Below are 23,721 nucleotides of genomic sequence, written 5' to 3'. Positions count from 1 at the left end.
TGTTTGGTGGTACGATGGGCAATTTAATAATTTTGTCGGAACTAGAAAAACAAAGTGATTCCGAATCTGAGCTGTTATTTCAGGTTCCGATAGGTTTTTTAGATCCAAATCATCCTAATATTTCAATCGAAGTTAGAAAGCAAATTCTACGTAACAGATACCATGATCAACTTATACAGGATGGTTTGGAGACGGGAAATTTCACGATGAACGAAGACGGTTCTGTGAATTTCAGAACAAATCTTCCTTATCATTCTTTTTCAGGATTTATTTTTGAAGCTTTAGCTGTTCGAATATTTAATGATAGTTGGCGTACAATTGGTAGACGCGCATTTGAATGGTGTACAAAACGAGAACGAACTAAAAACGATTATTTAGAGCAATTTAAGGCAATTGGAACGGGCTTTGTATCCACGCGTCAATCTTATCCCTCTTTGTATAGCTTTCAGCATAGATTTGATATTCAATTTATCCGGCAGAACCCAAAGGATGGCGTTTATGAATCGGCAACTGTCTTGGGTACCACTAGAGATGCAGGGGTTCAAATAAAGGCGATAACTGGTAATGAAAAAGCTGAGATTATTGAGCCGTTGATTTCAGGTAAATATAGCCATGTAGTTAGCTTCTTAAGACATGACACTGGAATTCATAGTGTAGAGGTGTGCTACAACATCATTCGACAAATGTATAAGAATCATGAAATTGACCTAAGCGAAAAGGATCGACTCGAAGATTCTATCAAAAGCCCAGAAATGCTTGGAGAAGATCAAAGAAATGTAGATGATTACTACAGCTATATAAAAATGTGGTACGAAGGGCGTGCACAACCTGATTCAATCATATACGAAGGTGTTGGTCTGGAGGTAAAAGGTTTTAAATACTCCAATGGTATACTTGTTCCTGACCTATAAGTTAGCTGCGCGCATAACAAAACGCTGCAAGGGACAAAACTACGCCACACTAATTTGTGGTTCGCTGCACTCACATTACCACAAATTAGCTCCACTACGTTTTGCCCCTGAGCGCGGTGTTATACGAAAGATAAGCATAGAGAAGTAAATGAATCTAGCTACATATTCAGATAAGCATGCGATAGAAGAAAAGAAAGAACTAGATAAGTGCCTCTATCTGGCCTACTACTTTATCGTAAAAAAGGAGCAGGTCGAGTTCTCTATTGATGATCTTATCCAGGCTTTTGATGAATTGCATTTTTCCAAGCCAAATGTATCAAGACTTAAAGGTAATCTGAAAAAGTCCAAATTATTCATAGCTGGAAGTGGGCCGAATAGATTTAAACTACACTCGAAATCGATTTCATCTTTAGACAAGGATATCCCTGAATTAAAGAGCAAGTCCGAAGATGTTGTTTCTGATGATGCACTTTTGCCTGAGTCTTTATTTACTGGGACTCGGGGCTATATAGAATCGTTATCTAAACAAATTAATGCATCCTATGAGAATAATATATTTGATGGTTGTGCTGTACTGATGCGCAGGCTAATTGAAATACTATTGATTCATTCCTATGAACAACATGGGATTGATGCAGAAATAAAAGATGGTGATGGCAATTATAAGATGCTGAATCACATTGTTGCCAATGCAAAAGGTAATAGTGTTTTGGCGCTTTCTAGAAACACGAAAGAGTCAATGGAGACTTACCGAACGCTTGGAAACTTTTCGGCACATAAGATATTTTACAATGCCAAGAGAAAGGATATCGACGCTGCACAAAAAGAGTTCCGAGCATCAGTTGAAGAGTTGTTGTATAAATCTGGCATTAAGACCTAAGGAATTGTAATGGAAAATACACGAGTAAAAATAAACTTAAAAAGTGGTGAGATTGAGTTCGAAGGTAGCGAAAGTTTCGTCCAATCTCAGATGGACAACTTAGATGTTATTTTAGACCTTATAGAGTCAGGTATTCCCGAGTCTGAAGCCGCGATAATGGAGGGTGAAGGTGATGCATCTGTTGAACCAGTAAAAGAACCTGAAAATGGGGAGCCTTCCCAAAGTAATCTTCAGGTTCCAGATTCATTCGGTGAATGGATGCATAAGTTTAAAGATAGTATCAATGACCTAGAAAAGGCTTTACTCACAGCATATTATGTTCAAAACCAGTCTGATAAAAACGACTTTAAAACATTAGAGGTTAATAAGTCTCTTAGAGATCACGGAATTAAGCTTTCTAACCCATCCCAGTCATTAAAGAAACTGGAGACTAAAAAATACTTATTTCAGACGCGTAAAGAGGGCCCAAAAATTCGATTTATGAGAGTTAGTCAAGACGGCCTAAGTCATCTTAAGTCTCTACTAAGATGAACGTATAACAAGGGCGTGCACAGGATTCCGGCGCTTCCGCGCCTCCACCTGTGACGCCGGCGTTAGAACAGAAAGAACCGGAGAGCTATGGCAATGCAAGATTCAGGTCCTGAAAGAAGCCTTGATAGTCATCTCTATAAGTAATCGGGAGCAGATGAACATTAACTCAATTTTCATCTGCTCCCAAAAGCCTGCACGATGCAGGCTTTATCAACAGATACAACTCTCAACAGACCTTAAACACTATCAATCCTGTTTAGGCTTTTCGTTCATTCCGCTAAGCCAAATGATGTATTCCTTGGTTCAGAGCGAGATAAACGCGGTTGCGTATCTCATTCGCCAGTTGTGTTGGGACGCTCTTGGTAGGATGACGCAAGACGATGCGCAATAGCTGATTAACGTGATGAGGCTGCATTCCTAAGCGTTGCCGAGCCGCAGGAGGCAGTTGCTCATAGGGTGTTGTCGATAGCAGTTTGAGCTCTTCAATCCACTGGCTTTGCTCGCCCAATGTTTCCCGCACTGTCTCGCCAAGTAAATCCATATCCAGCGTATTATCGACCACTAGAGATAAATCACGTTCTGTTTTGGGCTGTCTGGAAACCGCTTTCCAAAGCGCTAAATCTTGCATTTGTTGTTGCACTCTTGGCTCGGGGTCGCGTAATAAACGAATGTCTGGAATGCCTTTGCGTAACATCAGTAGTCGGTCTAACCCTAGTCCTAAGGCAATGCCGTGGTATTGCTCTGGATCCCAGCCATGCTGAGCGAGTAGCTTAGCGCTGATTAACCCTCCTTCGCCTATTTCTAAATACTCACGATGGCCGATTTTGATATCCAGTTGTTGACCATTTTCCGTGTAAGGGTGTTGTGTGGCGGTACGCTCAACGCTGTATTTTGGCAAGGTTCGGCCCAATACCGCATGACTGATACGCAACCATAGTTCTTCACTCGATACGTTGTCTTGTTGCTTTGGTGTGATCAACCATAAATCGAGTTGATGTGGTTCTGGACAATGCCAGCGGTCGATACAATCGCGCCGATAGACAAGGCCATGATGCAAAATGGCAATGGGTTGTGTGGGCTTCGTTCGCCAGCTACGCAACCAGCTTGGCATGGCGGAAGACATTTGAGTGCGCAGCATGTGTGTGTTGTCTAGGTAGCGGCTGTAGCGAGCTTCACGGGCGGCGCCTTCTGCGGGATAACCTAAAGCATCGTAGTTATCACAGATGCTAACCAGAGGCTTTGGCTGACAACGCTGAATTAGCAAGGTTGGTATGAGCACCATGAGTACCTGCTCGATTTCTTCGATGAGTCGTTGCATGGCGTGCGCGCCTTGCTGTTGATCTGATAGATCACGCAAGTTAAGCGCGTTAGTTAACTGAGTATGTGAAATGTAGCTTGGCGTGATCGCCTTTGTTTGAGAGTGCAATTGGGACATGGTAAACGCTCCTTAAACCCGATAATGAAAAAATTGGGCTTAACCTCCGAGTCTTACAGTAGATCCCGGAGCTGCGTTTTATTTAAATGACGCTAAGCCGCCGGGTCCGCAAACGGGACTCGGAGGCTGATAAATCGTGATGTAACAAGCCAAAGCTTGTCGTATGGAGGGTTGATGATGTTCATAGCTTTGCAGATTACAGGGACTGCTTATTTTGTGTCAAGGTATGCTTCGGTGTGCAGAGAATAACTTGGATCAGATCCTAGGCTATCTTCCATTGGTAAATCGTAACCTATGGGGTTACAATGAATGTATGATTAAGAGTTTTATACATAAAGGCCTCCAGAAGTTTTACGCTAAAGGAACCACATCAGGAATTCAGAAGAAGCATGAAAACAAGCTTCGTCTGATTTTGTCCAATCTCGATCAAGCCGAAATGCCTGATGACATGGATTTGCCTGGCCTTTATATGCATAAACTCAAAGGTAACAGAGATGACATTTGGTCTGTCCGAGTCAGTGGTAATTGGAGAGTTACATATCGCTTTGTTGGACGAGATGTTGAAATCGTTAACTACGAGGATTATCACTAATGAATATGCATAACCCAGCACACCCTGGTGAGATACTCAAAGAACTTGTTATTGATGCGCTAGAACTCACTATTACTGATGCGGCTCAGCATTTAGACGTTAGCCGTAAAACATTGTCAAAAGTTCTTAATGGTAAAGGAGCCATCACGCCAGAGATGGCACTTCGTTTAGAACTAGTCTTTGGTAAGCCTTCAGCTGCCCATTGGCTACGATTACAAAATGCTTTTGATTTATGGCAAACACGACAATATCAAAGCTCTTTACATGTCTCGCCTTACAATCTGGCTGCGCTATAACAAACGACATTAGGTCGGTCGCAGACTCACAAGCCCCCAAAAACAAAGCCTGCACGAGGCAGGCTTTATCAACATCCAATTCTCAACAGATCTTAAACACGATCAATCTTGTTTAGGCTTTTCGTCCCAAACACTCAGGTCGATGTCTTTCTGAACTTCAGGGTAGTCGTCTGAGTTGAAGACAGGAGTACGAGTCTTGTTCTGAGCGAAGTAGTCTTTGGTCAGTTTCACCACCAAACCAGACAGCAATACGATGGCGATCAAGTTGATGGTTGCCATAAGGCCCATCGCGGCATCGGCTGCGTTGAAGACCATGGCTACGCTTTCGTACGCGCCCCAAGGGATCATCGCTAGCGCTAGGACACGCAAGATGAAGATACCTGGTTTGCTCGCCCATTTCAGGTACGTCAGAGCGTTTTCCGCGTAGCTGTAGTTACCGATGATCGAGGTGAAGGCAAAGAAGAAGATCGCGATGGCAACAAAGTAATGGCCAAAGCTGCCGACGTGGTGCGACATCGCGGTTTGCGTCAAGACAATGCCTGACTCACCGTTGCCAAGTACACCGGATAGCAGGATCATCAAAGCGGTTGCGGTACAGATGAGCAATGTATCGATGAACACACCCAGTGATTGCACCATGCCCTGAGAAGCTGGGTGGTGTGGGTTAGGCGTTGCGACGGCGGCGATGTTTGGTGCAGAACCCATACCGGCTTCGTTCGAGAATAGGCCTCGTTTAACACCGTTTAGCAATGCACCGGCGATGCCGCCAGCGGCTTGTTCAATACCAAAGGCACTCTTGAAGATCAGCGCAAACATCGCGGGTACTTCCTCGATGTTCATAGCAATGATGTACAGCGCCAACGCTAAGTAAGCAATCGCCATGAAAGGCACGACGATCTCAGCGAAGCGTGCGATTTTCTTGATGCCGCCAAAGATAACAATCGCGGCCAGTACCATAATCACCAGACCAGTCGTCAATTTAGGTACACCAAATGCGCCTTCTACTGCTCCGGCAATCGAGTTGGCTTGTACCGCATTGAATACTAGACCGAAAGCAAGGATCAACGCCAAGGAGAAGATGGCACCCGCCCATGGTGCTTTCAAACCTTTGCTGATGTAGAACGCCGGGCCACCGCGTAGCTGGCCGTGTTGGTCACGTACTTTGTAAAGCTGTGCCAAGGTGCTTTCTGCGTAAGCGGTTGCCATACCGATCAACGCGACAACCCACATCCAGAAGATGGCACCTGCGCCGCCTAATGCCAGTGCAACGGCCACACCTGCCATGTTACCGGTGCCGACGCGGGACGCTAGGCTGGTACATAAAGCTTGGAAGGGGGAAATGCCGCCACGGTCGCTTTGTGGGGCTTTGAATACGGTGCGGACAAATTCAGGAAAGTGGCGGATTTGGATAAATCCTAAACGTAGGGTGAAATACACACCAACGGCCAACAGACCATAAATCAGAATATAGCCCCAAAACAGCGTATTGAGGGAATCAATTAAAGTTGCCATACGGCACTCCCATTATGTTGTGATTATTTGTGAGGGGGTAAGGGCTCGGGTAGAGCCCCCAGAAGAGGCGCATTTTTGATGCGTCTCCTCTAAAAAGGGAGCAAGACTAGCGGTTTGGTTAAATTTGGCAAGGGTAAATAAGAAAAAAATGAGCATTAATGGTGCATTATGACAGTAAAGGTGACTTTATGGTGCGTTTTTTGATCTGAGTATTTTCAAACCAAACTGGGTAATCTCACCTGACTTCACTTCTCGCACGGTCAGTTCTATTTCTCCGAAACGGCAACGGTCCCCCACCACGACTCGGCCATGAAATTTATCGATGAATACATCGCGAGCACTGCAATCTAGGTAAGCGTCTTCTACGGTGAAGAAATATAAGTAAGCCAAATCACGCATTTTGGCGTCGCTATTGACCACAAAGTCACCATAAAACTGACACATTGACGTGTGTTGCTGATGTTGACCTGATGTGAAGTATTTGTTCAGCTCGGCGTCGCTTTCTAGTTGGGAGAAAAAGGCGGCTTTGTCCGTCGCACGCAGGGATTCATCAACGTCTGTTAGCAGTTGTCCACCACGCATCACGCCCATTGGTCGTGAATAAGTGGTAGAAGGCAGAGAGTCCGCGGAGCAACCAATAAACTGACTGTCCTCTGGCACTTCATAAATCAGGATGTGCCGGTTGTGAAAGTCGTCAAAGTTAATGCTAAAGGCGTTCGGTGTGGCTTCTTTATCGGGCAGTTCCACTTTGAGCCAACGAGCCATAGCAGGAATACTCCATCCTTGTAGTACTAGGGACATAATCACCACGACAAACACAAGGTTGAAGTAAATCGGTACTTGTTCCACACCGGAGAGTGATGGGTACATGGCCAAGATAATCGGCACCGCTCCCCTTAGACCACACCAGCTGATAAAGGCTTGCTCACGCCAAGGAAAGTGGAACGGCAACAGCGACAAGATCACGGCAATCGGACGGGCAACGAAAATCAGCACCGCGCCGATGGCCAGCGCTGGCAGGATAACTGGCCAAATTTGGCTCGGTGTGACCAACAAGCCCAGCATTAAGAACATGCCGATTTGGCTCAGCCAAGCCATACCATCATGGAAGCGGTGGATATCACGCTTGTAAGGCATATTGTAGGCATTGCCCAAAGTGACGCCAACGATGTAGATGGCGAGGAAGCCACTGCCGCCCCAGACGTTGGTGATGCCGAAGATACTCAAACCAGCACTGGTGACCAAAAGAGGGTACAAGGAGCTGGCAAGTTGTAGTTTAGGTAACAGCTTCTTCAATAGGTAGCCGCCCGCGACGCCCATTGCTAGTCCAAGACCCATTTGTTGGATCAATTCGGTTAATAAAGACCAGCCTAGTCCCCCTTCCGGTTGGCCGATCAGTTGCACCATGGTGATGGTTAAGAAAATCGCCATCGGGTCGTTGGCACCGGATTCGACTTCCAGCGTGGCACCGGTTCGCTCTTTGATGCGCAGTCCTGCATTACGAATTAGACCAAAGACCGCCGCGGCATCCGTTGAGCCAATGATGGCACCTAAAAGCAGACTATCCTGCCACGATAAATCCAGCCACCAATACACTGCGCCCGCAGTGATCCCAGCGGTCACCAGCACACCTAATGTGGCCAGTAAAAAGGCTGGCCGTAAACTGATGGCAAAGGACTCTTTTCTTGTTCCCAAGCCACCGTCCAGCAATATGGTCGCCAAAGCCAAGTTACCAAATAGAAACGCCAGTCCAGAGTTATCAAAATGAATCCCGCCAATACCGTCTTCACCGGCGAGCATCCCAACTAATAGAAATACCAACAGCAAAGGGGTGCCAAGGCGGCTAGAGAAAACACTGGCAAGGATACTCAGTAATGCGAGTAATCCCGCTAGGAAAATATATTGGCTTGAGATTTCTATCGTCATAAGGCGATCTACATTAGAGGTGGCTGGTCAGGGGCTTCGATATTCCAGTGTATGAAATACCATCAGAGCGAGCTACAGCGAGGTTTAGGCTTCTGCTGGATTTCCGCAATTGCAGGTCGGTGATCGGTATGAAGGGGGGAAGTGAATGGTTGGGCACGCTCCCCTTGTCGGGGAGGACATCATCTCATTAGATCACTTTAAAAGGAGCGTGCTATCCAAGTAGGTTATTTCGCGTTTGGTGCTGTGGGCAATGGATATTCTTGGCTTTGGTCGGCGTTTTGCTGCGGTGCTTGCCATTGCTTTTCTAGCGGCAGTACACCGGCCCAAACTGGCCAATCAAAATCTTCGTCGTCATCGATCGCACCTTCTGCGCGCATTTTGACACTGGCTTCTTCGATCTTGATACGAACCAAGCCAGTAGCTTTCACTTCAATGTCTTTTACAGGGCGCAAACTGTCCCAACGTCCCGGCGAGACTTTATCGAGAAACAATTTAAAGTGATGCATTTTGACATCGTAATCTTCAATCGGCTCCGGTACGCCGAACAGGGTTACCGAACGGTAGTTAACCGAGTGGTGAAATGCCGAGCGTGCTAACACCAGACCGTCTAGTTCACAGATATTGATACAGACCTTTTGCCCTTCTTTGACTGCGCCGTGGGTATTACGGGCTTTGCTGTGTGCGTGCCAGTACAAGTATTCCCCTTCACGCCAGTGACATGTGGGTGTGACAAAGACTTGGCCATTTGCTTGCTGACCAATGTGACACATTAAGGTGTCATCAATGATTTTATAAACGGTGGCTTGATCGTACTGGGCGCGGCCTGCCCCACGCTTTACGGTACTGGTTGGTGTTTGTAATGAGTCTGACATCTGGCTTCCTAACTTCTACTGTCTCATGGATGAGTTTAGATTACGCTTTTTTGGTGTTGTCAAAAATAACCAGATTTGTATTTTTATTGCAGTCCAGATTAGGTGAAAAGATAAAAAAACGCCTACTCACACAAGTGCAAGCAGACGTCCACAGGAACAGTTATGAAACGTTAAAACTTAAAGACCTAGGGAGCTTTTGACGGCACTTAACCCCGATTGACCTGAAGTTGTGGTCACACCATCCAGCCACTTATCCAGCACGGCAGGGTTTTTCTTCAGCCAGGTGCTAGCGGCTTCGTTAGCAGACATGCCTTCATCGGTCATAGAGATCACGGTGTTTTCCATATCTAGTGAAAATTCCATGTTTTGCAGCAACTTACCGACATTACCGCATTCTTGGCTGTAGCCTTTACGTGTCACGGTATGGATCGTGGCTCCGCCGTAGTTCGGGCCAAAGTAGTCGTCGCCACCGGATAGGTACTGCAGATCAAAGTTGACGTTCATTGGGTGTGGCTCCCACGCAAGGAAGACGATGAACTTTTCACGCTTCACCGCACGTGCGACCTGTGCCAGCATGGCTTGCTCACCAGACTCCACCACTCGCCATTCGCCTAAGCCAAAATCGTCTTTTTCAATCATGTCCATTAGGTTTTGGTTCGCCGGAGAGCCTGCACCGATGCCATATACACGCTCGCCAAATTCTTTGCTGTGTTTTGCCAAGTCGGCAAAGTCTTTCACACCTTGGTCGGCGACATATTTCGGAACCGCTAGGGTGAATTTCACGCCAGTCAGATTGGTACGAACTATATCTAGGTCGTTTTTATACTTATCAACAAAGGTCTTTTGCGCAGGCATCCAGTTGCCTAAAAATACATCGATTTCACCGTTTTTGATGCTTTCAAAGCCAATCGGAACCGCAAGCAATTTAATATCCGTTTTATAGCCCAGCGCTTCTAGAACCGTGGTAGCTAAACCGTTAGTGGCCCCTATGTCCGTCCAACCTGGGTCGGTCATAGTGATCGTTTGGCATTGCTCTGGAACGGCAGCTAACGCTCCGCTGGAAATGGCAGCGGTGGCAAGAGCGGTGAAAAACGTTTTCTGTAAGCTCGGATTTTTCATGAATCGGTTCCTTTGTAATAGCGAGTTATTAGTGAGTGAAACGAGTGGGTTCAGACAAATCAGGGATATTGCTCTTGGGACAGCTAAAAACCGTCCCAAGAGCATAACATTACACTTTTGGGTAACGCGACTTGGCTTCCAGATCATCCAGATCAATATGATTGCGCATGTACATTTCCGTTGCTGGGAAATGAGGTTGATGATCCCAAGCAATGCGGGTATCGCCTTCGTTCACGGCATTAACAATTAAGCGACGGCGGCGTTGGCTGATTTTCACGGCTTCTGAAATGGCTTCAGAATCCCAACGTTGTAGCGCTTCTTCGCGGAAAGATTTAACAACCTCTGCGTAAGCTTCGTCTTTTGCCAAATTGGTTAGCTCTAGTGGGTCCTTCTCTAGATCGTACAGCTGGTCTGGGTCGATAGCGCAGTGAACGTATTTGTACTGACCACGGCGGATCATGAACAATGGTGAGATCGCGCCTTCGCCACAATATTCACCGATGACTTCATCGTGACCGCCTTCTTTGCCTTCTATATGAGGTGCTAAGGTTCTGCCATCGATCGGCATGGCGTATTCAGTCCCTTCTCCTTCCGTTGCCCAATCAACGAACGTAGGCAATAGATCCATTGTCGAGACAGACTCTTTCACACGCTTAGGCTGGAAACGATTTGGCGCACAAACGATTAATGGCACACGTGCAGAGCCTTCAAAGTACGACATCTTATACCATAGGTTACGTTCACCTAGCATATCGCCGTGGTCACCAGAAAAAACGATGATAGTGTCTTCGTCTAGATTCGACTCTTTCAATGCTTTTAGTAGACGGCCTACTTGATCATCTACGTAGCTGCATGAACCGTAGTATGCGTGACGAGCGTTACGGATCTGATCGTCTGTGATTTCTTGATCGTAGTAAGCAAATACGTCTTGGCAGCGACGAGAATGAGGATCTTGATCTTCTTTATCAATGCGCACTTGCGGCATGTCGATTTCGTCATGATCGTAACGATCCCAGTATTCCTGAGTAATCGCATACGGATCATGAGGGTGTGTCATGGATACCGTCAAGCAGAATGGTTTCTCTTGCTTACCGCGAGCGTAGTCGTACAGGTAACGCTCAGCATGGAAAACCACTTCATCGTCGAAATCTAGTTGATTACTACGCACACACGTGCCGGCCTGATAAACAGAAGACATGTTGTGATACCACGTTGGGCGTGTGAATGGGTCGTCCCAATTTGGGAACCAGCCATAATCAGCTGGGTAGATATCTGTTGTCAGGCGTTCTTCGAAGCCATGAAGTTGGTCAGGACCACAAAAATGCATTTTGCCAGATAAGGCTGTTTTATAGCCTTTCAAGCGAAGGTAGTAAGGGAAAGTTGGAATGTCCGCTGGGAAATCGGCGGCGTTGTCCCATGCACCAATACGTGTTGGGAGTTGCCCCGTCATCAATACATAGCGCGATGGTGCGCACAGAGGACTGTTCGTATACGCTGAATCAAACACAACCCCACGTTCGGCTAGTGATGCTAGATTCGGTACTTTAGCCGTTTTACCACCATAGAAAGGTAGCGCCGAAGCGGCCATTTGATCGGCCATGATAAAAAGAATATTAGGCGTTTTGCGAGTCGTCATGCAACACTCCAGATTGGCTTAAAAAATAAGTTGAAATAATGTTATTGAACAGTGTGTAAACCAGTTATAACTAGGTTGAACCTTATATAAAGGCTTGTAAACTGACTGAAAAATTATGAATGAGATAATTTGAACTTATGCTAACTGAAAACGACATGCCGCCTTTGCAAATGCTGGTTGTATTTGAGTCCTCTGCACGACACCTAAGCTTCACCGCTGCGGCGCGAGAATTGGGCACCACTCAGCCTGCTATAAGTCAGCAAATCAAAGCCTTAGAGACGTTTTTAAATACGCAGCTGTTTCGTCGAGTCTATCGTGGCGTGGAGCTTACGGACGATGGGCACTTGCTACTAAAAACGACACAAGCGAGTTTAAGTGAGTTGCAAAAAACCTTGCGATTTATTCGTAAAAAAACCAAAACGCCGCGCATTAATGTCGCAACGGACTTTGCTTTTGCCGCCTATTGGTTGATGCCACGCTTACCTGAGTTTCGCAAACAGCACCCAGAAATAGAGATTCGCCTGCACACCGCACAGAACAATGTGGACGTGGGTTTGCAAGACATCGACCTCGCCATTGTGTTCAGTGATGGCATTCACAAAGGCTTTGTTTCGGAAAAACTGTTCGAAGAAGAAGTCTTTCCAGTATGTAGCCCAAAACTCCTAGAAGAGTACGGCCCCTTTCACCAATTGACGGATATCAGCAATGCGCCATTGTTGAAATTGCATGCCGAATCGGACGAAAAGTGGATGATTTGGGAGCGCTTGTTCGAACAGCACAACCAGCTTTGGTCTCCTTCCCAAACGGTGATGGAATTTGATAACTACACTTTAGTGTTACAAGCCGCCATTGCAGGTCAAGGTGTCGCGTTAGGCTGGGGGTCCTTAGTGGACGACATGTTGGATAAGCGACTGTTAGTCTCTTTCCCAATGTTTAGAACTCATTCTTCGAATGGCTATTTCACTGTTGTACCTAATTCGCGTATGGAGGATGACGTCGTGACGATTTTCAAAGATTGGGTTCATCAACAGCACCAGCAACGCTGAAGGGACTGACCTGACTATGATCGCGAGCCTTTCATTTAGTTTGGAATCCAATGAGACGCCAAGGTATCAGCAATTACAGCAGCAGTTGCTTGAGGCCATTGAGCAAGGTCGCTTGGCGGTTGGGGATAAGTTGCCTTCTAGCCGTAGTTTTGCTCGTTCTTTAGGTGTGTCTCGTAGTGTGGTGATTCAAACCTATGAGCAGCTGATTGCGGAAGGAGTGCTGCGCAGTGAGCCAAAACGTGGGATTTTTGTTGCGCCTGTGGAGCGTATTTCGGTCAGTGCTGAACCGGCTGCAACATTGGTTGAGTCGTCACGTAAAGACGGCTTTGATTCTGGGGTGGATGTCAGTCAGTTTCCGAGTAAGGAGTGGGCGGCCAGCATGCGCCGTGCTTGGTTAAACCCTGATCCCAATGTCTTGACGGGCAGCTATCGAGCAGGCTTACCGGCACTGCGCCAAGCGATTGTGGCGTATTTGTACGCTCTACGTGGTTTATCGTGCTTACCTGAGCAAGTGGTGATCACTGCCGGTAGCCGAGATGCGATGGCGTTGCTGACTCACGCCTTGCAGGCTAGTTGTCGACACTGGTTCTTAGAAGAACCCACCTACCCTCCTCTGCATGCAAGTTTGGCCAATGTTGCGGTGCAGCCTTTGGCTGTTCAGAGCGATGGTGCTCTGCCCCCTACTCAAGTATCCGATTGGGCGGCGGTGCTCACCCCTAACCGACAATATCCACTGGGTATCAGTTACAGCTCACCCGTTCGAGAACAATGGCTGGATGCGTTACAAGCCGGACAGGGTTTTATCATCGAAGACGATTACGACAACGAGTTCTTGTATCAAGGTCGCGCATCGGTGCCTTTGATGCAGTTAGCGCAACATCGAGGCTCAGCCCAAGAGCGTATTTTCTACGTTGGAAGCTTGTCTAAGGTGTTGTTTCGAGGGCTACGCATGGGATTTATCATCGCGCCGTTATCCCAAGTCGATCACCTGCTCTCCAGTCAGCAAGCCTTAGGTGTGTCGGCTTCTCTGCCGATGCAGCCTGTTGTGGCAGACTTTATGACAAATGGCAGCTTTTATCGGCATTTAAACCGTATGAGACGTCATTATCGTGAAAAAAGGGATGCTCTGTTAGCTCTGTTGTCACAGCATTTGGAGCCTTGGTTTGAGTGGGATAAGCCAAGTGGTGGCATGCATGTTATTGCGTATTTCAAAAGCCAAGTCCGCCAGCCCGAGCAAACATGGAAGCAGCTTGATCAGGCCTGTGCAGAACATGGGCTCGCCTTGTCATGGCTGCATCAGCACTATCATTCCCTGCCTGAACCATTGCCGAGACCGGGGGTCTTGCTCGGTTTTACTGGCCCAAGCACTGAGCAGCTGGATCAATGGTTGCGCTTAATTGCCCTGCACGCGAAAAAAATAATGCTTTAGCGCTAGACAAATACAAATGATAGTTATTATCATTAATGCATTGCTCACACTTAGCGAGGGTTTTCCATGGAAGATTGGAAGCGTGTCATTGTTGCTGGTAATCAAGCGTTTCAATGTGGTGAAAATGCCAAAGCTGCGGACTATTATCAGAAAGCGTCTGATATTGCTTTGGAGATGATTGACTGTTGGTACGACACCGAAGCCGCCATCAATGCGCTGGTAGTCAGCGATTTGAACCTAGCTGAGACCCAATGTCGACTTGAACAATATGAGCAGGCGATCGACACCTATGCATCCTTAAACCTAGCACTGCGTAAATTTCAGTGTAGCTTCGCGCCAAGCAACCCTATTGTTGGTATCGTGGCGCGTTCGCTTACTCGTATTAAACAAGAATTTCTTACGCTAACGAAAGTCTACGCTTATGACATCTTGGCTATCCCTCGTGCCAAGGCGGCATCTCATCCGTTATTGGACCTCGTGACCTAAGGCTGCAACGTCTAGAACTAGTAAGAATGTGTCGGGTGTGTCAGTAACACCTATAGTTACTGAGCAAGAGTGTTCACAAGCTGCTCAGCAAAATACTGGTTTCACTGTTTAAAATCCCTTCCACTTCACGTACTCGCCTAAGTACGCGATCAAACTCTCCAAGGCTGGTGGTTTGCAATTCGGCCACGTAATTTCTGAATCACTTGCGAGGTAGACCGCCCTGTGACTTCGATCATCATGATGGCACGTACGGTGTCTTGTTCTAACTCTAGGAGTTTGATGAGACCAAATCGCTACTGGTAACGTATAAGGGCTGATGATTAGGAGGTCAGTTTATGTTTCGTTTAGTATGGGTTTTATTGGTGTTGCTACTCGCAGGGTGTACGTCTGCGCCAAAAGGTATTGAGCCGGTGCAAGAGTTTGAGTTGTCGAAGTACTTAGGCACTTGGTACGAAATCGCTCGTTTGGATCACAGCTTTGAGCGTGGTTTGTCTAATGTCTCGGCGGAATACAGCTTACGCGAAGACGGTGGTGTGCGAGTGATTAACCGAGGCTATTCTGCAGAAGAAGGGAAATGGGAGCAGGCAGAGGGAAAAGCCTATTTCGTTGAAGATAGCGACACAGGACATTTAAAAGTGAGCTTTTTCGGACCATTTTATGGAGCTTACGTTGTGTTTAATTTAGATGAAGACTATCAGCAATCCTTTGTTTCTGGACCTGATCGCTCGTACTTATGGTTCTTGTCTCGTACCCCAACGGTTTCTGAAGCAGATAAGCAACGCTTTATCCAAGCTGCTCAAGCTAAGGGGTTTGATACCGATGAATTGATCTTTGTTGAGCAGTGAAAAGGGCGTTTATCCACTGACTCTCGCTAGCGGTGAATAGATCGATCACGTCCTAAAGCGCATGGAGGCTTGTTTAATCAAAGAGGCTTTACTAGTATCACTTAAGTATCACTTTGGGTGTTTAAAATGAAAGTAGAATTAGTGACTTCTTTAAAGCGACAAGCGACCAAAATCCTTGCGGACCTTCATGAAACGAAGGAGCCAGTTTTAATTACGGAGCATGGCAAACCTTCTGCTTACCTTGTTGATGTGAGCGACTATGAGTTTATGCAAAACCGCTTAGCCATTTTAGAAGGTATCGCTCGCGGTGAACGAGCGGTACAAGAAGGCAATGTGCTCAGTCATGCCGAAGCTCAGGATAAAATGTCCAAATGGCTGAAGTAATTTGGACTGAAGCTGCGCTATCTGATCTGTCTGAAATCGCTGAGTATATCGCTTTATCGAATGAGTCCGCTGCCAAAAAACTCGTGCAAGAGGTATTTCACAAAGTAGGGCGTTTAGGACAGTTCCCAGAATCTGGGCGGACTCCACCTGAACTCGAACATTTAAACTATCGAGAAGTTGTCACCAGCCCATGCCGAGTATTCTACAAATGCGAGCAGAGCAAAGTTATTATATTGCACGTGATGCGACAAGAAAGAGACCTACGCCAATTTATTTTGAATGGTGTTATTTAAAATCGGTGGCTAACGGTTATCTAAGCTGAGCTATGAGTAGTCAATTCTATACACCATTTCAACCGACACTGACGATGCATGGACAACAGTTGTTTGGTTTAGACGTTGTTCTACGAGCACCAGATGAGCGCTTAAGTATGATGGTCTACGCTTTTGTTCAGGTGACCGTCAAGCAAGCAACAGTGTACCCCATCGTACCTGATGGTACGAATATCCTATTCTTTTCTCCTTGCCGCCAGTCGTTCGGTGGCACACAACAAACCATCTTGGAAGTACCTTTAACTGTCGAACAGGGTGAATACTTTGGTATTTGGTTCCACCCAGGTGCTATTCGGCGTGTGTTTGATGTGGACTTAGCAGATGTCACTAATGGCATTACTAGCCTAAATTTTTTAGAGCCAATCTCGACGATTGGTGATTTGCATCATTTGGGTGAGCGCCTTTATGAACAAACAAGCTTTGATGCTCGTATTGGTATATGCGAGCACTTGTTCTCACAACGTTTATCCAGCTTAGCGACACCGATGCCGGAAAAACTTGTACTCGCTTTTAGAGCCATTTATCAATCTAACGGCCACTGTTCTCTTGGTAAGCTAGCAGAACGAATAGGGTGGAGTCAGCGACATCTAAATCGGCAGTTTCTCTTACATACGGGGTTGAGCATTAAGGCATTTGCGCAAACTATTCGAGTAAATGAATATTTAAAACGCTGTTATAACGCGAAAGAAAAGCCATTAAATCATGGCTTGGATCTCGGTTTTTATGATCAGTCCCACTTGATGAGAACACTCAAACAGCACAACTTAAATGGTCTCTCTCAGGTTGCTAAAGAGGCCATGTCCACTTTTTACAATCCTTCCAACTAGCCAGCATACATACTGCCTCCACGAATTAAGGAGTCAGTATGTCATTTTCACACAACGATGTTATAGCCATGGTCCAAGGGACATTCTTTGGGGCGGGGAATGCTCAGCTTCCTTGTGCTCCCATGCTTATGATTGATGAAATCACTCACCTTGATCAAAACGGTGGTGACTATGGGAAAGGTTTACTCAAAGCTAATTTGGCAATACATCCCGATCAGTGGTTTTTCTCCTGTCATTTTAAAGGCGATCCTGTAATGCCTGGATGCTTGGGACTGGATGCGCTGTGGCAATTGCTCGGTGTTTACATCGGGTGGTTAGGCGTACCTGGGAGAGGGCGCGCCTTAGGCGTGGGGCAAGTGCGGTTTACAGGTCAGATTTACCCAGACGCTAAGCAGATCGAATACCATGTTCACGTAAAGCGATTTATCAAAAAACCTTTAGGAATGGGCATCGCTGATGGCTATGTTTTGCTGAACAATGAGGTGATTTACACCGCAAAAGACCTAAAGGTAGGGATGATTAAGCAGGGCTGAATTAGTATGACAGTCCTACAAGTTCTCGCTAACATTAACGTTTTAATCGGGGGTATTCGGTACCACCCCAAATAAATTCTCTACGTAGAAGGTTTGTTTAGCGATTCGGTCATGTACGGCGGCTTGTACTGAGTAACGTCCAGGGGAAAAGGTTGCTTCTATGGTGATTTTGACGCTACTCGTACCGAGTGTATAGCGTTGTTTGAGTGGGGCGCGCTGCCAAAGCTCTATGTTCTTTCCAAGCATGCTTTTTTTGCCATCTGGTGTAATGAAGTAGAGGTCGACATCGAGTTGGCACTTGCCCTGATTGTCGGTTTGGCAGCCTTCAAAGATAATCGCGCTGTAGACGCTTTCATTCATTTTAACGAACGGGCCTAACTCAGGTTTAATAATTCCCGTTTTGATGAATTGTGCTTCTAAGGCGTCAGGGTTCTTTGTCATCATGAAGGCAATGGCTTTGATACCGTGATTGTATGGCTTTCTGATGGTGGGGGTGTAATGCTCCATTCCACCCTTTGATGGAATGACTCGCGCGAATGACTGATATTCAGGTTGGTTAGTGGGTTGCTGAGCACAGGCGCTTAACCACAATGTTATTAGCGCAAGTGAAGCTAATTTCAATCTCATTTTTCATCCCTGTCAAAAACGTATTTCCTTATGATCAACATAACAGAAACGAGATTTATTTGCATTTATGCCTGTTAAATAGATTTGTAAAGTTTTATGGACTAACGACTCTGAATCACTGTCTTTAAACTACGAGTTGCTTGGGTGACGTTGTCGGCATGGCTAATGGCGGAGACCAGTGCGATGCCGTGTACGCCTGTTGCGGCGATGTCGGCTAGGTTGTCGTGTCGAATTCCGCCGATGGCGACGATGGGTTTATCGTAGGCCGCTAAGGCTTCTTTTAGACCATTTAGGCCCCAGTGGTATTGGGTGTTGGTTTTGGTCGGTGTGGGGTAAATAGCGCTTAAACCAATGTAATCAATGGGCAGGTGTTGGGCTTCTTCCAATTGTTGCCAGCTCTCGATTGAGAGCCCTAGAATTTTCTCTGGTCCCAATAAATATCGTGCGTCATGCACGGGCATATCGCTTTGTCCGAGGTGCACGCCATCCGCATCCACGGCTAGGGCAACGTCGACGCGATCATTGATAATAAGCGGAACGTTGGCGGCTTTGAGTATCGGCTGAATGGCGCGGGCACGGCGAATAAAGTCACGTACATCGTGATGCTTTTCCCGAAGTTGCACCATGGTCACCCCACCGGCGACCGCTTGAGTGACGACGCGTACTAATGTGTCGAGGTCTTGGTTGTCGTCGGTAACGAGATACAGTTCGTAGGGTGACATGGTGTTTCCTTCTAAAGTATTAGGCCAGTTGCGACAGTTTCAGGCGCTGCGTTAGCGTGTCGGCATCTAAGTTATACAAGGCATCGAGCAAGGCCACTTGCAGACTGCCAGGGCCATTGGCCTGCTCTGCGGCGATTTCACCTGCCACACCCATGACCGCTGCGGCGGATAATCCGCTGGTTTCACCAATGGCTGCGAATGCTCCGGTGATCGCGCTGAGTGAACAACCTGTGCCAGTTACTTGCGTCATCATTGGGTGGCCATTGTTCAGTGCAAAAGTACCTTCATTGCTGACGACGTAGTCGGTTGCACCAGAGATAACTACTTGCGCTTGGTATTGTTCAACCAATTGCTTAGCCGCCTCCAATGCGGCTTCGCTAGGGTCTTGCGAATCGACTCCTTTCCCTTGTGAGGCCTGTCCCGCTAACGCAATGATTTCCGACGCATTGCCACGAATGATCAAATGCTTGGCAAGGGCGGCCAAATGACTTGCGGTGTGGGTGCGTAAGCTGGTCGCACCACATCCTACAGGATCAAGTACCACTGGTTTGCCCGCTTCATTGGCTTGTTCCACGGCAAAGGTCATGCGCTCAATCCAAGTACGATCCAAGGTGCCGATATTGATCACCAAGGCGCCAGCAAAGGCCATCATCTCAGCCATTTCTTCTCGCGAGTGCGCCATGATGGGTGAGGCGCCAATAGCGAGCAATGCGTTGGCGGAGTTATTCATCACCACATAGTTGGTGATATTGACGACTAATGGCGCTTGTTCACGCAGTTGCGCCAGCGCGGTACAAATAGCTTTTACGTTCATAGGTTGGCTCCGGATTGGTTAAGGCCCTGTTGCCAAAAGGCAATTTCCATACGTGTGGCCGTGCGGAAGGTTTCAATTAGCTGCTGGCCCTTTTGGCTGGTTAGCTCGATATCGGCAAGTAATTTATTAAAGTGCGTTGCGCCTTGTGCCACATGGGATTGGAAGTCATCGCCACTGTAGAGCTTAAGCCACGTTTGATAAGGGTTGCCTTCCCATACTGTGTCAGGCTGTTGTGCCAGTTGGCGACCGATGACGGCATAGCCAATGGAACAAGGTGCTAGGGCTGCATAGAGGCTGACCAAATCGCCACTCATGCCAGCGTCCAACACAAAGCGCGTGTAGGCCACAGTGCCAAAGTCCTCTGGCTCTTGTTCCATATCTTGTTCGCTAATGCCCCATTGCTCGCACCATGCCGCATGGTGCGCGATTTCACTGTCGAGCAACGCGTGTACGGTTGGCAACGCTTGGCGCATGTCTTCTAGGCTGTTGGCTTTATAAATGGCCAAAGCATAGGCTCGTACATAGTGCTTGAGGAACAAGAAGTCTTGCTTCAGATAATGCAGAAAGCTTGGCTTTGCTAAGGTGCCTTTGGCCAACTGCTGTACGAAATCATGTTCCGTATAGGCTTGCCACTCTTGCTGGCACGCCTCAATCAGATCTTGATATTGCATAATGGCTCCTAGTTAAGGTTTGGCACGTAGTCTTGGGCTTTGGGTAGCGATTCGATGATGCCGTGCTCAAACATAAACTCGGCGTAACCATCGTAACGGGCCAGATCAATCGCCGCTGGGCGTAGGGCAAAACGCGTTAAGGTGTCTTTCCATGCTAGAGCATTCAGCTCGTTGTCCAAGGTATCAGGAGAGTAGGCGATGAATTCTTTCCAAGCCGCTTCTGGGTGGTTTACGATGTAGGTGGTGGCTTTTTCTAAGGCACGGTTAAAGGCTTGAATCGACTCCTTATCGTAGGTTTTTCTGTTCGCCACAAACACCAATTCATCGTAGGCCGGTACACCGTGCTCTTCTGGGAAAAACGCTGTCGCAGCGTAGTTTTCAAGTTTTAGCTGATTGGTTTCAAAGTTACGCAGACCACCCCAAATCGCATCCACTTTGCCAGAAGCCAACGATGCCGACAAAGACCAACCGACGTTGATGATCTCGACCTCATCCCACATCACACCATGGTGTTTAAGCATGGTGCCAACGGTGGCTTCTTCTGTACCAGCGATAGCGATGCCGATCTTCTTACCTTTCAAATCCGCTGGTGATTCAATCTTGCTATCGTCCATTACCATTAAGGTGTTCAGCGGCGTCGCAATCAAGGTAGCAGAACGGATCAAGGGTAAGCCCGCCGCCACATCAATGGTCAACGTTGGCTGATAGGAAATCGCCATATCGACTTTGCCCGCAGCGACCAGCTTGGGCGGCATACTTGGGTCAGCAGGCTCTTGGATAGTGACATCTAGGCCTTGTTCCGCAAAGTAGCCTTTTTCCTGTGCAATCACGATGGGGCCATGGTTTGGGTTCACAAACCAATCCAGCATCAGCGACAGCTCATGGTCGGCTGCAAACAATGAAGAGCTGGCTGAAAGGCCTAGCAGAGCAGTGGTGCTGAAACGTGTAAAAGTATTCATAGAAGTCATCCATCCTTATTGGGAATGCCAAGGTAACGAGCGTTTTAATAACCAATCGACACTGAAATACAGGGCGACCGAAAACAGAGAAAGAATAAACAGCGCGGCGAACATTTCGTCGATGCGCATGCGGGCATTGGCTTGTAACATCAAATAACCAAGGCCAGCGCTGGAGCCAACCCATTCGCCCACCACCGCACCAATCGGTGCAACCACCACCGCGACTCGTAGTCCTGAGCCTAAAGCAGGTAACGCGGCAGGCAATTGAATGTGCCAAAGGGTGCGCCAGCGGTTCGCGTTAAGGGTTTGGGCGAGATCCAGATAGCCGGACGGCGTGCTGCGCAGGCCATCGAAACAACAGGTGGTCACGGGGAAGAAGATAATAATCGCCGCCATGGCGACTTTTGAGGCGATGCCGTAGTCCAGCCAAAGCATCAAAATCGGCGCGATGGCAAATACCGGAATGGCTTGGCTGGCAATCAAAATCGGCAGCAACCATTGTTTTACCGGACGAAACAGCAGCATCAGCAAGGCGAAGCACAAACCAATGCTGACACCGAGGGCTAGCCCAATCAGTACTTCTTGTGCCGTGACCCAGGTATGTGACCAAAGCATTGGCCAGCGTGAGATCAACACCTCAAACACCGCCATGGGAGCGGGCAAAATAAAGCTGGGTAACGACCAGATCAGGATCGCCCCTTGCCATAAGCCCAGTATCACAAGACTTGCTGTGGCACCACGAAGCCAATTAGACATGTTCACCTCCAAGTCGATGCAGAATATCGTTTTGAAGTGCGGCGCTGTGTTCATCCAATTGCCGAGGTGGCGAAGTTGCTAAACCCGCTAAAAGATGTGCGTTGGCGGGAGAGCCTTCCATCACATAGATCTGATGACCCAAGCGCACTGCTTCTTGCGGATCATGAGTCACCAGCAACACGGTTTTGCCTTGTAGTAGCTCAAATGAAAGGCTTTGCAGCTTGTGGCGCGTCACCGCATCTAAGGCTGAGAACGGCTCATCCATTAATACAATGGGGCGTTCTTGCAGTAAGGTTCGCGCTAAGGCAACCCGCTGGCGCATGCCACCAGATAGCGTGTGAGGGTAGTTATCGGCGTGCGCCTTGAGGCCTACTTTGTCCAGCAGTAACAAGGCTTTATCACGTATGCCTTGGGACAAGCTGCGACCTTGTAAGCGTTCGGCAATGCAGACGTTATCAAGTACAGACAACCAAGGCAGCAGTAAATCCTGCTGCGCCATGTAAGCAATATTGCCAGACAGTGATTGGCCGTCTGTCTCGATTTTTCCTTGCCATTGGGCATTTTCTAATAACCCTGCGAGCTTGCGCAAAATCGAGGTCTTACCACAACCACTACGGCCCAATAGACATGTCCATTGCTGAGCTGTCAGCTGCATGACTAAGTCCTGCAACACTGGCTGCGCTTTTGTTGTATAGCGTAGGGCATCCGCTTGAATCGAGATCGCAAATCCTTGGTGCATAGGCTTAGCGCTGCCATTGATAAAAGTGATGAACAGGACCATGACCTTGACCAATCCGTAACTGGTTTGAGGCAGCAATGGCGCCGGTTAAATAGTCTTTGGCTTGTTGTACTGCCGACGTTAGGTCCGCGCCTTGAGCAAGATAGGAGGCAATCGCTGACGATAGGGTACAGCCTGTACCGTGGGTGTTTTGTGTATCAATGCGAGGTGCGGTAAAGGTTTGCACATCGCCATTTGCGATCAACCAATCGTTGCTGACTGGCAAGCTTTCAAGGTGCCCTCCTTTTAGCAACACCGCTTTTGTTGGCAATTGCTGTAACGCTGGGATCTGCTCTTTTATAGCTTTTTCAGAGTCTGGAACGTTTGTGTTCAGCAGGGTAGCTGCTTCAGGCAGGTTGGGAGTAATCAGCGTGGCTAACGGCAGTAGCTCGTCTATTAGAGTTTGAATGGCGGTCTGTTGTAGCAATAAGTCGCCACTGGTCGCCACCATCACTGGGTCGAGCACAATGTGTTTTGGTTGGTGTTGGCGCAGCTTGCGGGCGATAAGCTGGATGATTTCTGAGTTCGCCAACATACCGATTTTGACCGCTTGCACGTTGAGATCGGTAAAGACCGCATCCAATTGTGCTGCGATATGCTCTAGGGGAATGGCGTGGACATCGGTTACACCAAGGGTGTTTTGAGCTGTGGTCGCCGTGATTACTGTACAGGCGTAACTGCCCGTGGCAGAGATGGCTTTGATATCGGCTTGGATGCCTGCTCCACCGCCGCTGTCCGAGCCTGCGATGCTTAACGTAATAGGAGTGTTTGTCATGATATTCCCCTCGGACGAAGGGAAAAT

27 protein-coding genes are annotated in these 23,721 nt (G+C 47.5%); 13 read left to right on the top strand and 14 right to left on the bottom strand.

The features are described from left to right. The first annotated feature begins 14 nt into the window (after positions 1 to 14). From ACXAC1_RS06545 to ACXAC1_RS06535, 3 genes are all read left to right on the top strand, one after another. Complete coding sequence (locus tag ACXAC1_RS06545; RefSeq protein WP_475060114.1) at positions 15 to 911, top strand: hypothetical protein; 897 nt, start codon at positions 15 to 17, stop codon at positions 909 to 911. A gap of 148 nt (positions 912 to 1,059) precedes the next feature. Continuing rightward, entirely contained in the window at positions 1,060 to 1,791 is a 732-nt protein-coding gene (locus tag ACXAC1_RS06540) for a hypothetical protein (protein ID WP_475060112.1), read from the top strand. A gap of 9 nt (positions 1,792 to 1,800) precedes the next feature. Further along, a complete protein-coding gene (locus tag ACXAC1_RS06535) occupies positions 1,801 to 2,322 on the top strand; it encodes a hypothetical protein (protein WP_475060110.1) in 522 nt (173 codons plus the stop codon). 277 nt (positions 2,323 to 2,599) lie between these two features. Here ACXAC1_RS06535 and srmL read toward each other — a convergent pair whose 3' ends face one another. After that, a complete protein-coding gene (gene srmL, locus ACXAC1_RS06530; protein ID WP_475060107.1) occupies positions 2,600 to 3,757 on the bottom strand; it encodes a PheS-related mystery ligase SrmL in 1,158 nt (385 codons plus the stop codon). Between the two features lie 226 nt (positions 3,758 to 3,983). Between srmL and ACXAC1_RS06525 the strand changes: the two genes are divergently transcribed. Together ACXAC1_RS06525 and ACXAC1_RS06520 are read left to right on the top strand one after the other, a co-directional pair. After that, positions 3,984 to 4,349, top strand: coding sequence for a type II toxin-antitoxin system RelE/ParE family toxin (locus ACXAC1_RS06525; RefSeq protein ID WP_475060105.1), 366 nt, complete (start codon positions 3,984 to 3,986; stop codon positions 4,347 to 4,349). Beyond that, positions 4,349 to 4,645 (top strand): HigA family addiction module antitoxin, encoded by a 297-nt coding sequence (locus ACXAC1_RS06520; protein ID WP_273103622.1) that lies wholly within the window; start codon positions 4,349 to 4,351, stop codon positions 4,643 to 4,645. The genes ACXAC1_RS06525 and ACXAC1_RS06520 overlap by 1 nt, the downstream gene beginning before the upstream one ends. A 102-nt stretch (positions 4,646 to 4,747) precedes the next feature. Here the strand turns inward: ACXAC1_RS06520 and ACXAC1_RS06515 are convergent, their stop codons facing one another. The 5 genes from ACXAC1_RS06515 to betC form a co-directional block, all read right to left on the bottom strand. Beyond that, positions 4,748 to 6,157 (bottom strand): alanine/glycine:cation symporter family protein, encoded by a 1,410-nt coding sequence (locus ACXAC1_RS06515; protein ID WP_475060103.1) that lies wholly within the window; start codon positions 6,155 to 6,157, stop codon positions 4,748 to 4,750. A gap of 186 nt (positions 6,158 to 6,343) precedes the next feature. Further along, complete coding sequence (locus ACXAC1_RS06510) at positions 6,344 to 8,083, bottom strand: potassium/proton antiporter (RefSeq protein ID WP_475060100.1); 1,740 nt, start codon at positions 8,081 to 8,083, stop codon at positions 6,344 to 6,346. A gap of 224 nt (positions 8,084 to 8,307) precedes the next feature. Beyond that, a complete protein-coding gene (locus ACXAC1_RS06505) occupies positions 8,308 to 8,955 on the bottom strand; it encodes a pyridoxamine 5'-phosphate oxidase family protein (protein ID WP_475060098.1) in 648 nt (215 codons plus the stop codon). A 177-nt stretch (positions 8,956 to 9,132) separates the two neighbouring features. Further along, positions 9,133 to 10,074 (bottom strand): choline ABC transporter substrate-binding protein, encoded by a 942-nt coding sequence (gene choX / locus ACXAC1_RS06500; RefSeq protein ID WP_475060096.1) that lies wholly within the window; start codon positions 10,072 to 10,074, stop codon positions 9,133 to 9,135. A gap of 109 nt (positions 10,075 to 10,183) precedes the next feature. Further along, the gene (gene betC / locus ACXAC1_RS06495; RefSeq protein WP_475060094.1) at positions 10,184 to 11,710 is read right to left on the bottom strand and encodes a choline-sulfatase; all 1,527 of its coding nucleotides are present in this window, start codon (positions 11,708 to 11,710) and stop codon (positions 10,184 to 10,186) included. 137 nt (positions 11,711 to 11,847) lie between these two features. Between betC and ACXAC1_RS06490 the strand changes: the two genes are divergently transcribed. From ACXAC1_RS06490 to fabA, 8 genes are all read left to right on the top strand, one after another. Beyond that, positions 11,848 to 12,756: a choline sulfate utilization transcriptional regulator gene (locus ACXAC1_RS06490; RefSeq protein WP_475060091.1), complete on the top strand. Its 909-nt coding sequence runs from the start codon at positions 11,848 to 11,850 to the stop codon at positions 12,754 to 12,756. Positions 12,757 to 12,772: 16 nt separating this feature from the next. Then, positions 12,773 to 14,185, top strand: a complete 1,413-nt coding sequence (gene pdxR / locus ACXAC1_RS06485) for a MocR-like pyridoxine biosynthesis transcription factor PdxR (protein WP_475060089.1) — start codon at positions 12,773 to 12,775, stop codon at positions 14,183 to 14,185. A 66-nt stretch (positions 14,186 to 14,251) separates the two neighbouring features. Beyond that, complete coding sequence (locus ACXAC1_RS06480; protein ID WP_475060087.1) at positions 14,252 to 14,671, top strand: hypothetical protein; 420 nt, start codon at positions 14,252 to 14,254, stop codon at positions 14,669 to 14,671. Between the two features lie 335 nt (positions 14,672 to 15,006). Further along, a complete protein-coding gene (locus ACXAC1_RS06475) occupies positions 15,007 to 15,516 on the top strand; it encodes a lipocalin family protein (RefSeq protein ID WP_475060084.1) in 510 nt (169 codons plus the stop codon). Between the two features lie 126 nt (positions 15,517 to 15,642). Beyond that, the gene (locus ACXAC1_RS06470; RefSeq protein WP_475060081.1) at positions 15,643 to 15,900 is read left to right on the top strand and encodes a type II toxin-antitoxin system Phd/YefM family antitoxin; all 258 of its coding nucleotides are present in this window, start codon (positions 15,643 to 15,645) and stop codon (positions 15,898 to 15,900) included. After that, entirely contained in the window at positions 15,888 to 16,193 is a 306-nt protein-coding gene (locus ACXAC1_RS06465) for a type II toxin-antitoxin system RelE/ParE family toxin (RefSeq protein ID WP_475060078.1), read from the top strand. The genes ACXAC1_RS06470 and ACXAC1_RS06465 overlap by 13 nt, the downstream gene beginning before the upstream one ends. Before the next feature lie 32 nt (positions 16,194 to 16,225). Next, positions 16,226 to 17,059: a helix-turn-helix domain-containing protein gene (locus ACXAC1_RS06460; protein ID WP_475060076.1), complete on the top strand. Its 834-nt coding sequence runs from the start codon at positions 16,226 to 16,228 to the stop codon at positions 17,057 to 17,059. 38 nt (positions 17,060 to 17,097) lie between these two features. Further along, positions 17,098 to 17,592 (top strand): bifunctional 3-hydroxydecanoyl-ACP dehydratase/trans-2-decenoyl-ACP isomerase, encoded by a 495-nt coding sequence (fabA, locus tag ACXAC1_RS06455; protein ID WP_475060073.1) that lies wholly within the window; start codon positions 17,098 to 17,100, stop codon positions 17,590 to 17,592. A 42-nt stretch (positions 17,593 to 17,634) separates the two neighbouring features. Here fabA and ACXAC1_RS06450 read toward each other — a convergent pair whose 3' ends face one another. From ACXAC1_RS06450 to thiD, 8 genes are all read right to left on the bottom strand, one after another. Further along, entirely contained in the window at positions 17,635 to 18,219 is a 585-nt protein-coding gene (locus ACXAC1_RS06450; protein WP_475060071.1) for a hypothetical protein, read from the bottom strand. 101 nt (positions 18,220 to 18,320) lie between these two features. Then, positions 18,321 to 18,941: a thiamine phosphate synthase gene (gene thiE, locus ACXAC1_RS06445; RefSeq protein WP_475060068.1), complete on the bottom strand. Its 621-nt coding sequence runs from the start codon at positions 18,939 to 18,941 to the stop codon at positions 18,321 to 18,323. A gap of 19 nt (positions 18,942 to 18,960) precedes the next feature. Next, the gene (gene thiM / locus ACXAC1_RS06440) at positions 18,961 to 19,755 is read right to left on the bottom strand and encodes a hydroxyethylthiazole kinase (protein ID WP_475060065.1); all 795 of its coding nucleotides are present in this window, start codon (positions 19,753 to 19,755) and stop codon (positions 18,961 to 18,963) included. Next, on the bottom strand, positions 19,752 to 20,426 hold the full coding sequence (gene tenA / locus ACXAC1_RS06435; RefSeq protein WP_475060063.1) for a thiaminase II: 675 nt from the start codon (positions 20,424 to 20,426) through the stop codon (positions 19,752 to 19,754). The genes thiM and tenA overlap by 4 nt, the downstream gene beginning before the upstream one ends. A gap of 8 nt (positions 20,427 to 20,434) precedes the next feature. Continuing rightward, positions 20,435 to 21,385: an ABC transporter substrate-binding protein gene (locus ACXAC1_RS06430; RefSeq protein ID WP_475060060.1), complete on the bottom strand. Its 951-nt coding sequence runs from the start codon at positions 21,383 to 21,385 to the stop codon at positions 20,435 to 20,437. 15 nt (positions 21,386 to 21,400) lie between these two features. Beyond that, positions 21,401 to 22,141 (bottom strand): ABC transporter permease, encoded by a 741-nt coding sequence (locus ACXAC1_RS06425; RefSeq protein ID WP_475060058.1) that lies wholly within the window; start codon positions 22,139 to 22,141, stop codon positions 21,401 to 21,403. Continuing rightward, positions 22,134 to 22,922 (bottom strand): ABC transporter ATP-binding protein, encoded by a 789-nt coding sequence (locus ACXAC1_RS06420; protein WP_475060056.1) that lies wholly within the window; start codon positions 22,920 to 22,922, stop codon positions 22,134 to 22,136. Before ACXAC1_RS06420 ends, ACXAC1_RS06425 begins: the two co-directional genes overlap by 8 nt. After that, positions 22,885 to 23,694 (bottom strand): bifunctional hydroxymethylpyrimidine kinase/phosphomethylpyrimidine kinase, encoded by an 810-nt coding sequence (gene thiD, locus ACXAC1_RS06415; protein WP_475060054.1) that lies wholly within the window; start codon positions 23,692 to 23,694, stop codon positions 22,885 to 22,887. Before thiD ends, ACXAC1_RS06420 begins: the two co-directional genes overlap by 38 nt. Positions 23,695 to 23,721: the final 27 nt, after the last annotated feature.

Source organism: Marinomonas sp. AWM4_232 (genome assembly GCF_056158325.1).
Note: the sequence above shows the minus strand (reverse complement) of the source record. Positions and strands in the feature narration are given on the sequence as shown.